The sequence below is a fragment of the Streptomyces sp. NPDC052773 genome (assembly GCF_044547145.1).
Classification (GTDB): Bacteria; Actinomycetota; Actinomycetes; order Streptomycetales; family Streptomycetaceae; genus Streptomyces.
Genome location: NZ_JBITZX010000002.1, coordinates 191700 through 204403, shown reverse-complemented (window position 1 = coordinate 204403; position 12704 = coordinate 191700). Strand labels below are relative to the sequence as shown.

10 protein-coding genes and 2 pseudogenes are annotated in these 12704 nt (G+C 74.0%); 4 read left to right on the top strand and 8 right to left on the bottom strand.

Translation table 11 applies throughout. From position 1 onward, the window contains the following. Positions 1–3: 3 nt before the first annotated feature. Positions 4–684, top strand: coding sequence for a 4'-phosphopantetheinyl transferase (locus ACIG0D_RS06005; RefSeq protein WP_399796547.1), 681 nt, complete (start codon positions 4–6; stop codon positions 682–684). A 55-nt stretch (positions 685–739) separates the two neighbouring features. On the opposite strand, the gene ACIG0D_RS06000 is transcribed toward ACIG0D_RS06005, so the two are convergent. Further along, positions 740–1009 carry a hypothetical protein gene (locus tag ACIG0D_RS06000; RefSeq protein WP_399796545.1) on the bottom strand — a complete coding sequence of 90 codons (270 nt, stop codon included), beginning with the start codon at positions 1007–1009 and terminating at the stop codon, positions 740–742. A 217-nt stretch (positions 1010–1226) separates the two neighbouring features. Next, positions 1227–1886: a helix-turn-helix domain-containing protein gene (locus ACIG0D_RS05995; protein ID WP_399796543.1), complete on the bottom strand. Its 660-nt coding sequence runs from the start codon at positions 1884–1886 to the stop codon at positions 1227–1229. Positions 1887–2109: 223 nt separating this feature from the next. Here ACIG0D_RS05995 and ACIG0D_RS05990 point away from each other — a divergent pair, with 223 nt between their 5' ends. Both ACIG0D_RS05990 and ACIG0D_RS05985 read left to right on the top strand, forming a co-directional pair. Further along, complete coding sequence (locus ACIG0D_RS05990) at positions 2110–2781, top strand: hypothetical protein (RefSeq protein ID WP_399796542.1); 672 nt, start codon at positions 2110–2112, stop codon at positions 2779–2781. A gap of 282 nt (positions 2782–3063) precedes the next feature. Next, on the top strand, positions 3064–5115 hold the full coding sequence (locus ACIG0D_RS05985; RefSeq protein ID WP_399796540.1) for a phosphocholine-specific phospholipase C: 2052 nt from the start codon (positions 3064–3066) through the stop codon (positions 5113–5115). A gap of 4 nt (positions 5116–5119) precedes the next feature. On the opposite strand, the gene ACIG0D_RS05980 is transcribed toward ACIG0D_RS05985, so the two are convergent. Beyond that, positions 5120–6145 carry a DMT family transporter gene (locus tag ACIG0D_RS05980; protein WP_399796539.1) on the bottom strand — a complete coding sequence of 342 codons (1026 nt, stop codon included), beginning with the start codon at positions 6143–6145 and terminating at the stop codon, positions 5120–5122. Next, a complete protein-coding gene (locus ACIG0D_RS05975) occupies positions 6142–7008 on the bottom strand; it encodes a phosphatase PAP2 family protein (protein ID WP_399796537.1) in 867 nt (288 codons plus the stop codon). The genes ACIG0D_RS05980 and ACIG0D_RS05975 overlap by 4 nt, the downstream gene beginning before the upstream one ends. A 187-nt stretch (positions 7009–7195) precedes the next feature. Between ACIG0D_RS05975 and ACIG0D_RS05970 the strand changes: the two genes are divergently transcribed. Further along, positions 7196–7810 (top strand): TetR/AcrR family transcriptional regulator, encoded by a 615-nt coding sequence (locus tag ACIG0D_RS05970; RefSeq protein WP_399796535.1) that lies wholly within the window; start codon positions 7196–7198, stop codon positions 7808–7810. A gap of 151 nt (positions 7811–7961) precedes the next feature. Here ACIG0D_RS05970 and ACIG0D_RS05965 read toward each other — a convergent pair. The 4 genes and pseudogenes from ACIG0D_RS05965 to ACIG0D_RS05950 all read right to left on the bottom strand — a co-directional run. Continuing rightward, positions 7962–8942 (bottom strand): annotated as a pseudogene (locus ACIG0D_RS05965) (hypothetical protein); the annotation flags it as partial. Between the two features lie 810 nt (positions 8943–9752). Next, a pseudogene (locus ACIG0D_RS05960) lies at positions 9753–9836 on the bottom strand (DUF2510 domain-containing protein); the annotation flags it as partial. A 138-nt stretch (positions 9837–9974) separates the two neighbouring features. After that, positions 9975–11234, bottom strand: coding sequence for an anhydro-N-acetylmuramic acid kinase (locus ACIG0D_RS05955; protein ID WP_399796533.1), 1260 nt, complete (start codon positions 11232–11234; stop codon positions 9975–9977). A 61-nt stretch (positions 11235–11295) separates the two neighbouring features. After that, entirely contained in the window at positions 11296–12570 is a 1275-nt protein-coding gene (locus tag ACIG0D_RS05950; protein ID WP_399796531.1) for an MFS transporter, read from the bottom strand. Between the last annotated feature and the right edge of the window lie 134 nt (positions 12571–12704).

Genomic DNA, 12704 nt, shown 5'->3' with positions numbered 1-12704 from the left:
CCGGTGATCGAGGAACTGCTGCCCGACACGGTGGTCGCGGTCGAGGCCCATGGCACCGACGAGGCCGGTTTGGCCCCGCTCTTCCCCGAGGAGGAGGCGTTCGTGGCGCTGGCCGTGGCCAAGCGGCGCCGCGAGTTCGCCACGGTACGCGCCTGCGCCCGCCGCGCCATGGAGAAGCTGGGCGTGCCCCCGCAGGCGATCCTGCCCGGTGAACGGGGCGCGCCCCGGTGGCCCGACGGGCTGCTCGGCAGCATGACCCACTGCGACGGCTACTGCGCCGCCGCGCTCGTACGCGCCACCGACCTCGCCTCCCTGGGCATCGACGCCGAACCGCACGCTCCGCTCCCGGACGGCGTGCTGGAGGCCGTGGCCCTGCCCGCCGAGCAGCAGCGGCTGCGCCGGCTGGCCGCCGCGCTGCCCGAACTGCGCGGCGACCGGCTGCTGTTCAGCGCCAAGGAGTCCGTCTACAAGGCGTGGTTCCCGCTCACCGGGCGGTGGCTGGAGTTCTCCGAGGCCGACATCGACCTCACCGTCGACCCCGGCGACCGCACCCGCGGCGGGTTCCGCGCCGAACTCCTCGTCCCCGGACCGCTGCTGGGCGAGCGCCGCGTCGGCCACTTCGAGGGCCGCTGGATCGTGAGCCGGGGCCTGGTGGCCACGGCGGTGACGGTGCCGAACCCCTGACACGCGACCCCGGCCGGAGCGCCCGCCCCGCACCCCCTGACCTCCGCCCCGAGGTTCAGGAGTCGGTGCCGTACGCCTCGCGCACCACCGGGACCGGCGGGCACCAACCGTGCAGCAGCCGGAAGAACGCCTCCTCGTTGCCGCTCAGGCCCGCGTCCGCCAGCGCCTGCTCCGCCTCGGCGAGCACGGAGGGCGGCACGACGGGTGGCCGGGGCGCCCCGTGCGGGCCGGGCGCGCTGTCGAAGGCCGCCCTGACGGTGTTCAGCAGACGCAGATAGGCCTGGACGGCGGCGCGCTCGCGGTCGGTCGGTACGGCAGTGGACATCGGTCGGCTCTCCCCGTCTCGACAGCGTGCCCCGCGCGGCGCGGGGTCTGTCTCCAGCTTGCCGCCCACCACTGACAATCGGGCCTCACGCCCGCGCGGTTCGCTCGCTCAGCGGAGCCGAGAGCACGGCGGAGCGAGCGGGGAAAGCCTCTCCACGCCGGGCCGAACGGTCGATCTTCCGCTCACCCGGGGTTTCGGCGCCCACGCTGACGTCGTGTCAGCTCTCCGGCCGCCTGACGCTCTCCAGGAGCATGTCCAGCCATTCGGCGACCTTGTCGCGGTGCTGGTCGGTGGGGAGCTGGGCCGCCCGCCAGGCGATCCCGCGCACACCGTGGTCCTGGAGCAGCCGCTCCAGCGGGTCGTCGGCGGAGGCGGCCGCCGCCGCGCGCTCACGGTCGGCGAGCTTCTGCAGCAGCTCCTGCTCCGTGCGTTGCAGGGCGCCCGCCAGTGCCTCGGGGTCCTCGGCGGTCAGAAAGCCCGCGTGCACCCGGAAGAAGCGCTGGATGGCGTCGCAGTGCTCCATGGTGGGGCGGCGGTCGCCGTTGATCAGTGCCCCGGCCTGCTGCCGGGACATGCCGGCCCCGTCGGCGATCTCCTGCTGGGTGTACCGGCGGCCGTTCGGCTTCAGCCGGGTGCGCCGCAGCAGGTCCAGCCGCTGCAGGAAGCGCGCCTGCACATCGGGCTCCCCGGCGGGCCGGCCGCGCAGCAGCTCCTTGACCACCGGCTCGGGGACACCGCAGGCGACGGACAGCCGGGCGGTGTCGAAGACCTCGGAGTGCGGCACGCCGAGCCGGTCGGCGAGCGCGGTGACGCGGGCGACCACGGCCGGCAGCACAGCCGTCGCCGTGGCGCCCGGAACCTCGTAGCCATCCGTCACCGACAGGTCTCCTACGTCTCTCACAGGCTTCTCACAACTGGTTGCCGTGAACTTCCCGGAGATTAGCCGGTGCTTCGAACTCACATCCAGGTCTCGCCACAACTGTGGCCAATTTCAGCCGTCAACAGGCATGAAATGCCACGATAGTTGACACGCCTCGCGTCGGGGCATCAGGATCAAGGCGCCGCGTGAAGGCCGCAGAGGCAAGAGGGGTGACCTCCCGATGGCATATCAGGCAGGAGGGCAGCGGTCCGAGCTGCGGCCCGTACCCGAGTGTCCCGAGGCCCAGGCGTATCTGGAGGACTACGCCGCACTGCTCCAGAACGTCCCCTTCCCGTCCGTCGTCGTCGACCAGGGCTGGGACGTCGTCCTGGCCAACAACGCCTTCGAGACACTTTTCCGAGGCGTGGGACCGCACCCGACGGCCATGCCGTGGGACAACTTCCTCAGATTCGTCCTGTTCCACCCGGACGCCGGCACGGTGCTCGGCGAGCACGAGGCGCGCTGGTGCCTGCCGATGCTCGCGCACTTCGCCGCCGCCGTGGAGCGGCACGCGCAAGACGCCCGGCTCCAGGCGATCCGCCGCGAGATCGCCCAGGACCCCATCATGGAGGCCGCCTACCGGCAGGGCCTTCCGCACTGGATCCGCGCGGTCGGTGAGGCGGCCGTCGAGCACGACGGCGCGATCCGTCCGCTGCTGCACCCCGACCCGCGCTGGGGTGCCACCGACTGCCGTATCGTCGGCGAAACCCCCCGAATGTTGCAGAAGCTGGGCTACACCCGGCTGACGCTGGTGCTGCGCGAGCCGCGCCGCCCGGCGTCCGCCCCGCGCCGGCGCGTCGGCGCCCGCCGCGCGGCGGGCCACCTCAGCGTGGTCCCCGCCCCCGAGGCCTGACCGGGCACCGTCGGCGTTCAGGTCGCCGACGGCGCCACGGTCGGGCCGGGGCGCACGCCCTGTCGGCCGCCCGCCGTGACGCCCGCCTGCCGTGGCGCTGCCCTTCACGACGCCACCCGTCATGCGGTCCGGCTGGAAACACACCCCACGTACCCACGACTTTCACACGGGCGCCACCACACCCTTCCCTGACGTTTGGTGCTCTTGGAACACTCCTTCCGCGCGCATTCCGTCATGTCCATCCGGCCGGTCGAACAACGTCAGGACGAGAGGTCCCCACTCATGCCCGAAGTCAACCGGCGCAGATTCCTTCAGATAGCGGGCGCCACCACGGCGTTCAGCGCGCTCGCCAGCAGCATCGAGCGGGCCGCCGCGCTCCCGGCGAACCGCCGCTCGGGGACGATCGAGGACGTCGAGCACATCGTCGTACTGATGCAGGAGAATCGTTCCTTCGACCACTACTTCGGGAAACTGCGCGGTGTCCGCGGCTTCGGCGACCCCCGCCCGGTCACCCTCCCCAGCGGCAAGCCGGTCTGGCACCAGCAGGACAGAGGCAAGGAGATCCTGCCCTTCCACCCGGACGCCGACGACCTCGGCATGCAGTTCCTGGAAGGCCTGCCGCACGGCTGGACCGACGGCCAGCAGGCCTACAACGGCGGCAGGTACGACAAGTGGATCCCCGCCAAGGGCACCACGACCATGGCGTATCTGACGCGCGAGGACATCCCGTTCCACTACGCCCTCGCCGACGCCTTCACCGTCTGCGACGCCTACCACTGCTCCTTCATCGGCTCCACCGACCCGAACCGCTACTACATGTGGAGCGGATACACGGGCAACGACGGCACGGGCGGCGGCCCCGTCCTCGGCAACGACGAGCTGGGCTACGGCTGGACCACCTACCCCGAGCGGCTGCAGAAGGCCGGGATCTCCTGGAAGATCTACCAGGACATCGGCGACGGCCTGGACGCGGCCGGCCACTGGGGCTGGATCGAGGACGCCTACCGGGGCAACTACGGCGACAACTCCCTGCTCTACTTCAACAGTTACCGCAACGCCCGGCCCGGCGACCCCCTGTACGACAAGGCCCGCACCGGCACCGACGTGAAGAACGGCGACGGTTACTTCGACCGGCTGCGCGCCGACGTCCAGGCCGGCACCCTGCCGCAGATTTCCTGGATCGCCGCCCCCGAGGCCTTCTCCGAGCACTCCAACTGGCCGTCGAACTACGGCGCCTGGTACATCGCCCAGGTCCTGGACGCGCTCACCTCCAACCCGGACGTCTGGGCGAAGACGGCCCTGTTCATCACGTACGACGAGAACGACGGCTTCTTCGACCACGTGGTGCCGCCGCTGCCGCCGAAGTCCGCCGCGCAGGGCAAGTCGACGGTCGACGTCTCCCTCGACCTCTACCCGGGCGACGCAGGGCGCCCGGCCGGCCCCTACGGCCTCGGGCCGCGCGTGCCGATGCTGGTGGTCTCGCCGTGGAGCAAGGGCGGCTGGGTCTGCTCCGAGACCCTCGACCACACCTCGATCATCCGGTTCATGGAGCGCCGCTTCGGCGTCCACGAGCCGAACATCTCGCCCTGGCGCCGGGCGATCTGCGGCGACCTCACCGCCGCGTTCGACTTCTCCCGCAAGGACAGCGAGCCCGCCGCGCTGCCCGACACCGACGGCTACGCGCCGCCGGACCGCGAACGCCACCCCGACTACCGGCCGACGCCGCCCGCGCACCCCGACATGCCCCGCCAGGAGCGCGGGTTGCGCCCGGCCCGCCCGCTGAAGTACGCGCCGCTGGTGGACGGCTCGGCGGACACGGCGGCGGGGAAGTTCACCCTCACCTTCGCCTCGGGGACGAAGGCGGGGGCCGCCTTCCTCGTCACCTCCGGCAACCGCACCGACGGGCCGTGGTTCTACACCACCGAGGCCGGCAGGAGCGTCTCGGACACCTGGAACTCGGTGTACTCCAAGGGGGCGTACGACCTGACCGTGCACGGCCCCAACGGCTTCCTGCGCGCCTTCAAGGGGCGCAACAAGGTGGCCGGCCCCGAGGTGACCGCCCGGCACACCGGCGACGACGTCGAGCTGACCTTCACCAACAAGGGGTCCGGCACGGTCGGGCTGAAGCTGGCCGACGGCTACACGGGCACCGCGCGGAGCGTGCGGGTGCGGCCCGGCGAGGTCGTCCGGCACACCGTCGACCTGACGGCGACCCGGCGCTGGTACGACCTCACGGTCACCTCCGACGCCGACCCGGCGTACCTGCGGCGCTTCGCCGGGCACGTCGAGAACGGGCAGCCCGGGGTGAGCGACCCGGCGATCGCCACCGAGTAGCCGCTCACAGCGGAGTGAGGTGCCCCGGACCCGGCTGCGGTCGCCGCTGCGACTGCCGGGGCACCATCGGCGGCTCGGTCGGCGCTGCGGCGGGCAGGCTCGGCCCGGTCAGTGGTACGGCGGGCAGGCTCGGCTCGGTCAGCGCTGCGGCGGGCAGGCTCGGCCCAGTCAGGGATACGGTGCGCGGGGCCGGCTCGGGTGTGGGTGCCGGCTCGGGTGTCGTCCGGGCGAGCAGCACCACGCCCCACGACGCCAGCGCCGCGCCCGCCAGCGCCAGCAGCACCCCGGCGGGTCCGCCCTGGAGGCGTTCGCCCAGCAGGGACAGGCCGATCACCGCGGCGGCCACCGGGTTGGCGAGGGTCACCATCGCCAGCGGCGCTCCCAGACCGCCCCGGTAGCCGGTCTGCGCCAGCAGCAGCCCGCCCGTCGCGAACGCCGCGACCAGCAGCGCCACGGAGACCACCCGGACGTCGAGCACGGGTCCCGCGTGGTCGGTGGCGGCGACCGTCACGGTCTGGGTGAGGGCGGAGGCGACACCCGAGGCGATCCCGGAGGCGGTGGCGTGCCGAAGGCCGGGCCGGGCGCCGGGCCGGGCCAGCGAGCCGATCAGCACGGCGGTGACGCCCGCGACCACCAGCGCCTCGGGCACGCTGAGCACGTCGTCGGGCGCGGGCCCGGACGCCGTGACGAGCACCGCGGCCAGCCCGGCCAGGGTGAGCGCGGTGCCCCGCCACTCGGCCGCGCTGACCCGCCGCCCGGCGATCCGCGCGCCCAGCGGCACCGCCGCGACCAGGGTGAGCGCTCCCAGCGGCTGCACCACGGTCAGCGGGCCGTACTTCAGGGCGACCACGTGCAGCAGCGCGCCGGTCGCGTTGAGCGCCACGGCCACCCACCACGCGGCGCTGCCGAGCAGCCGCAGCGTCCCGGCGCCGGAGCTGCGCGCGGCCAGCCGTTCCTGGGCGACCGCGGCGGCGGCGTAGGCGACGGCGGAGAACACCGACAGGACGAGGGCGAGGACGGTGGCGCTCATCGGCCCGCCTCCACGAGCGCGGTCCGCGGGGCGGGCGCGCTTCGCCGGGCGGGCGTGGTCTGTGGGGCGGGCGCGGGGCCGGGCAGCACGGGACGGGCCGCCGCGTCCTCGGCGCGAGCCTCGGCCCCCACCGATACGGCCGTACGCCGCGGCGGACGCAGCACGGCCAGGGCGAGGCCGAGCAGCGCCGTGGCCACCAGGGCGTCGAGCCAGTAGTGGTTCGCGGTGCCGACGATCACCAGCAGGGTCAGCAGCGGGTGCAGCAGCCACAGCCGCCGCCACCGCGACCGGGTCGCGGCGATCATGCCGATCGCCACCATGAGCGCCCACCCGAAGTGCAGCGACGGCATCGCCGCGAACTGGTTGGAGAGGGTGTCGGTGGCGGGCGGCCCGTACACCGACGGCCCGTAGACCTGCCCGGTGTCGACCAGCCCGGCCGCCGCGAGCATCCGCGGCGGGGCGAGCGGGAACGTGAGATGCAGCACCAGCGCGGCGGCGGTCACGGCGGCCAGCACCCGGCGCGCCCAGACGTAGTGTCCGGGCCGGCGCAGGTACAGCCAGACGAGGAAGGCGGCCGTGGCGGGGAAGTGCACGGTCGCGTAGTAGGTGTTCGCGATCCGTACGAGGGTGTCGCCGTGCAGCAGCAGTGACTGGACCAGGTCCTCGCCGGGCAGATGGACCGCTCGTTCCCAGTCCCACACCCGGTCCGCGTTGCGGTGGGCCTCCCCGGTGTGACCGGTCGCCAGCCGGCGGCCGAGTTTGTAGACGAGGAAGAGCCCCGCGACGAGCAGGAACTCACGGACGAGCGGCGGCCGGGCTATCGCGTCGGGCTCCGCCTCTTCAGGCTCGGTGCGGGCATTCATCCCCCGGCCCTTTCGCTGACGGTGGTGCATGAGTGGCAAGCGCGGAACCAGAGGCTCCGGATACTGGACCGCCATCCTATCGATACGGTCGCGTACCGATACGCCAGTGTACCGATACGGTTCAGTACCGGTACACTGGTGTATCGACAGGGATGAATCACACCCGCGCAGCCAGGGAGAACCGCCGATGACGTCGCAGGCCGCGGACCGACCGGAGACGGTCGTCGCCTCGCGCCGCTCCAAACTCACGCCTGAGCGTGAGCAGGAGTTCTTCGACGCCGTCCTGGAGCAGATCCGCGAGTGCGGCTACGACGCCGTGACCATGGAGGGCGTCGCCGCCAGCACCCGCTGCAGCAAGTCCACCCTGTACCGGCAGTGGAAGACGAAACCGCAGTTCGTGGCGGCCGCCCTGCGCTCCAGCCGGCGGGTGCGGTTCGCCGGCATCGACACCGGCTCGCTCGCCGGCGACCTGCGCGAGGTCGCCCGCTGCGCCGCCGCGTGGTCCGCGAAGGACACCAAGCTGCACCAGGCGCTCGGGCACGCGGTGACCCAGGACAAGGAACTGGCCTGCGCGCTGCGCGAGGCGCTGGTCGAGCCGGAACTGGCCGCGCTGGAGGAGATCCTGCGCCGGGGCGTCGAGCGCGGAGAGGTGCCCGCCGGGCATCCGGCGCTGCCGTTCGTGCCCGCGCAGCTCTTCGGCGTCCTGCGGGTCAGGCCCGTCCTGGAGGGCGAGTACGCCGATCCGGACTACCTGGTCCGGTTCGTGGAGGCCGCCGTGCTCCCGGCGCTCGGCCTCGACTGAAGACCCAGGCCGCGCCGTCCACGGGATGACTGGACGGCCGGTCTGACCGCGCCGCACCGTGGGGACGGGGGCGGCGCGCACCCCCCGGCCGGGTGGGGTTCCTCTGGAGCGGAGAGGCGCCCCACCCGGCCGACTCGTCGGTGCGGGACGGTCAGACGTCCTGCCCGTAGCCGCCGCCGGGGGCGGCCTTGATGCTCTTCGTGATCTCGTCGATGAGGGACACCGTCTGGTCGTCGTCCACGCCCACGCGCACCACGACGATCCGCTCGGCGTCCGCCGGGGAAGGGAAGGCGATCGACTGGACGAGGCCGTCGGCGCCCTTGCTGGTGACCGCCTTCCAGCGGACCAGATAGCCCTTCTGCCCGGCCACGGTCACCGCCTTCGAGGCGAGCACCTGGTGGGAGGTGATCTTGCCGTAGGAGGGGCCGCCGTAGGACTCCTCGGCGTTCTCCGCGATGTCAGCCTTCGCGACCGCCTCCGGGGTGCTGCCCTTCGTCTTCAGCAGCTCGGCGGGCGCCGAGTACGCGCCGCCCTTGGTGCACGTCTGGGAGGTCTGGCCGGGGCAGGGGTAGGTGTCGTCGGACGCCAGCTGCGCGCCCACGGCCATCGCCCGCCCGGTCCAGCCGTCCGGCACGCGGATGCTGATCCCGTTGACCGGGTCGGACACCGTGCCGCCGGCCTCCACCTCCGGCTGCCCGGGCCCCGACTCGTCGCCGTCCTGCCCGCCGGAGCCGCCGTCACCGCCGTCGTCGCCGAACGGGCCGTCCTGCCCGCCGGAGTCGTCGCCCCGGCCGTCGGGCCCCTGCTGGGAGTCGGCGCGGCTCGCCCCGCCGCCCCCGTCGTCCTTGGTCAGCGCGTACACACCGACGCCTATGCTCGCCAGCACCGCGGCGGCCACGGTGACCGCGATCCCCGTCCGCAGCCACCGCCGCGGCGCGGGCGGCTGCTGGGCGGGATACCCCGGGTAGCCGGGGTGCGCGGGGTAGCCCGGCTGCGTGGGGTAGCCGGACTGTGCCGCATAACCCGGCTGCGTCGGATGGGCGGGGTACCCCGGGTAGCCCTGGGGCGCTGGATGGCCGGGCTGCGCCGGGTGGCCCGGCTGGGCCGCGTAGTCGGGCTGCGCCGGGTAGCCGGAGTACGTCGGCTGGCCGGGCTGGGCCGGGTAGCCGGGGTACGCCGAGTGGCCCGAGTGGCCCGGGTGGCCCGGGTGGGCCGGGTGGGCCGGGTGGGCCGCATGGGGCTGGCCGGGATGGGTCGGGTGGACGGGGTGGGCCGGGTGACCGGGCTGCGCGGCGGCGGGTTGTCCTGCGTCGCCGCCCTGTCCTGCGCCGGCCGCGCGCCCGGCGGTGGGTTGTACGGCGACTTGTCCGGCGCCCTCGGCCCGGCCCGCCTCAGCGGTCTGCTTCGCGCCGCCTGCGTCGGCTTCCCCTGCGGAGGCGGTTCCACCGGCGCCCCCGGCCTGTGCCGCGTCGGCGGCGCCCTTCGCGCCAGCGGCCTGCTCGGCGCCACCAGGCCGCGCCGCGTCGTCGGCCGTCACCGCGTCTCCTGCTTGCCCAGCGGAGGCGGATCGACCGGTGCCCCCGCCCGGCCCCGCCTCGGCGGGCTGCTCCGCGCCCCCGGCCTGTGCCGCCTCAGCGGCCTGCCCTGGGCCGTCGCCCCGCCTGGCGTCACCGGTCGACACCTCGTCGTCGGCCCTCACCGTGGCACCGGCTTCCACCGCGGAGGCAGGTTGCCGCGCGCCGCCGGCTTCTCCCGCGGCCCCGTTCTCTGCCGCGTCAGCGGCTCGTTCCGAGCCGATGTTCCGCACCGCGTCAGCGGCCTGCCCCGTCTCGCCGGACCGACCCGGCTGGGTCGGCTCTTCCGGCTGGGCCTGTCGGCCCGCCGCCGGTGGACCCCAGGCGGCGGCCGACCCCGCGGGACGGATCTGGTCCGTCCACGCCTTGCCGTCCCACCAGCGCTCGGTGGCGGGACCGTCACTTGTCTGCCCGGGGTCGGGATACCACCCGGGAGGAGTCACCTGCGTCATGACCCCACCGTATGAGGCGACGGTGAAAGCCGGATGAGAGGGATCCGGCCCCGTGACCACCGATAACGGACACACCGTCATGTACCGCTCACACCACCCCGGACATTCCGGCCGTCACCGCTCACACAGCCCCGCCGCTCACCTCGCCTCCGGCCGCTCCACCCCCGGCCGCTCCACCCCCGGCCCCTTCACCTCCGGCCGCTCCACCTCCGGCCGCTCCGCCCCCGGCCGCTCCACCCCCGGCCCCTCCACCACCAACCGCTCCGGCGCGCGCCGCGCCGCCCTCGGCAGGCGCAGGCCGAGCCGCCCCGGGGTCACCGAGCCCAGGACGCTCGCATGCCGGGCGCCCGTGCTCGCCGGGACGGTGCCCGGCAGGCCGTGGACGGTCAGGAAGCCGAGGACGGCGAAGGCGTACGCCTCCTTCGCGTCCGCGGGCAGCCCCAGTTCGTCCGAGGTGCGCACCGCGACCCCGGCCAGCCGCTCGCGCAGCATCCGCATCAGCTCGGGGTTGCGGGTGCCGCCGCCGGAGGCGATCACCTCCGTGCCGCCGACCCGCCGCACCGCGTCGGCGACCGTCTCGGCGGTCAGCAGGGTCAGCGTGGCCAGGACGTCCTCGGCGGGCAGCGCGCCGAGACCGGACAGCGCCCGTCGCAGATGGCCGGCGTGGAACAGTTCCTTGCCCGTGGTCTTCGGTGGCGGCAGCGCGTAGTACGGCTCCGCCAGCAGCCGCCCGAGCAGCTCCGGCCGGACGGTGCCGCGGGCCGCGAGGGCGCCCTCCGCGTCGTAGGGCAGCCGCCCGTCGCCGAACTCCCGGGCCGCCGCGTCGAGCAGTGCGCACCCCGGCCCGGTGTCGAAGGCCGTGCCGTCGGGGGCGGTGAGGTTGGCGATGCCGCCGATGTTGAGTGCGACCGGGGTGCCCGGCCGGCCGCGCAGCCACAGCAGGTCGACGAGGCTGACCAGCGGCGCGCCCTGGCCGCCCGCGGCGATGTCGCGGGGCCGGAAGTCGGCGACCACAGGCAGCCCGGTGGCCTCCGCGATCCAGGCGGGCTGCCCCAGCTGGAGCGTGCCGTGCACCTGCCCCGCCTCGGCCCAGTGGTACACGGTCTGTCCGTGCGAGGCCACCAACTCCCCTAGCTCGCCGCACAGTTCACGGTCGGCTCGGACGGCCGCCGCCGCGAAGGCCTGCCCGATCCGGGTGTCCAGCCGGCACACCTGCGCGAGCGAGCAGGTCCCCGGCGGCAGCGCCGCCGCGAGCGCCGCCCGCAGCCCGGCATCGTACGGCTCGCTCACCATGCCGAGCGGCCTCAGCACCAGACGGTCGTCGACGAGACGCAGCTCGGCCGCCGCCGCGTCGATCGCGTCGTACGACGTACCGGACATCATCCCGATCACCCGCATACGTTCACCCGCAAAGGGTCAGACCGCATTCGATCACCCGCATTCGATCACCCGCATACGTTCACCGCGCCTCCGTAGCCGGGGCCCGCGCCGGTGTCGCCGCCAGGGCGAGCGCGCTGACCGCGCAGGCCGCCGCCGCGTAGTAGGCGGGGACGTCCACGTTCCCGGTGCGCTCCACGGTCTCGGTGATGACGAGCCCGGCGCAGCCGGAGAAGACCGCGTTGGACAGGGCGTAGGCGAGCCCGAGGCCGGTGTAGCGCACGGTCGTCGGGAACATCTCGGCGAGCAGCGCCGGACCCGGACCCGCCATCAGGCCCACCACCGCGCCCGCCACGCACACCGCCAGGCCCTGCGTCACGCGTGACGCGTCCGGGTCCTGGAGCAGGTTCAGCAGCGGCACCGCGAGGACGGCCACGAGCAGCGCGCCGGTCAGCATCACCGCCCGTCGGCCGACCCGGTCGCTGAGCGCGCCCGCCGGGAGGATCGCCGCCGCGAAGCCCGCGTTGGCCAGGACCGTGGCGATCAGCGCCTGCTGAAAACTCGCGTCGAGGGTGCTCTGGAGATAGGAGGGGAGGACGACGAGGAAGGTGTACCCGGCCGCCGCCCAGCCCATGATCCGTCCCGCGCCGAGCGCGATCGCCCGCCCGACCTCCCGCCCCGGCGGCCGGACCACAGCGCCCCGGCCCTCCGCCCGGAACGCCGGCGTCTCGTCCAGCCGCAGCCGCAGCCACAGCGCGCCCAGCCCCATCGGCAGCGCCAGCAGGAACGGCAGCCGCCACCCCCAGGCGCTCACCTGCCCCTCGCTCAGCACGGTGGCGAGCAGCGCGGCCACGCCCGCCCCGCCGAGCAGACCGAGCGCCACCGTGAACGACTGCCACGCCCCGTACAGCCCACGCCGCCCCGGCGGCGCGAACTCCGTCATCACCGACACCGCCCCACCGAACTCGCCGCCCGCGCTCAGCCCCTGAACCACCCTCAGGAACGTCAGCAGCCAGGGCGCGAGCGCCCCGGCGGTGTCGTACGTCGGCAGTACCCCGATCAGCGTCGTCGCGGCCGTCATCAGCACGATGACGAGGATCAGCACCGGACGCCGGCCGATCCGGTCGCCGAGCCGTCCGAACAGGGCCGCGCCGACCGGCCGGAAGAAGAAGGCCAGCGCGAACGAGGCGTACGTCCGCACCAGGCCCTCGATCTCGCTGCCGCCCTCGGGGGTGAAGAAGCGCGCCGCGATGACCGTGGCGAAGTAGCCGTAGACACCGAACTCGTACCACTCGATGAAGTTGCCCACCGAGCCCGCGACCAGTGCCCGGCGGGACCGCGTCGGTGTCTCAGCCATGCGAACCAGCGTCGGCAGCAAGGCATCTGACTGTCAATCACTTTCACTGGACCAGCCGAAACCATCCGCCGGGCCGCCCCCTATACCCGCTGTTCACCCGTGACGGCAAGAGGTCGTACGACCCTCCACCGCCA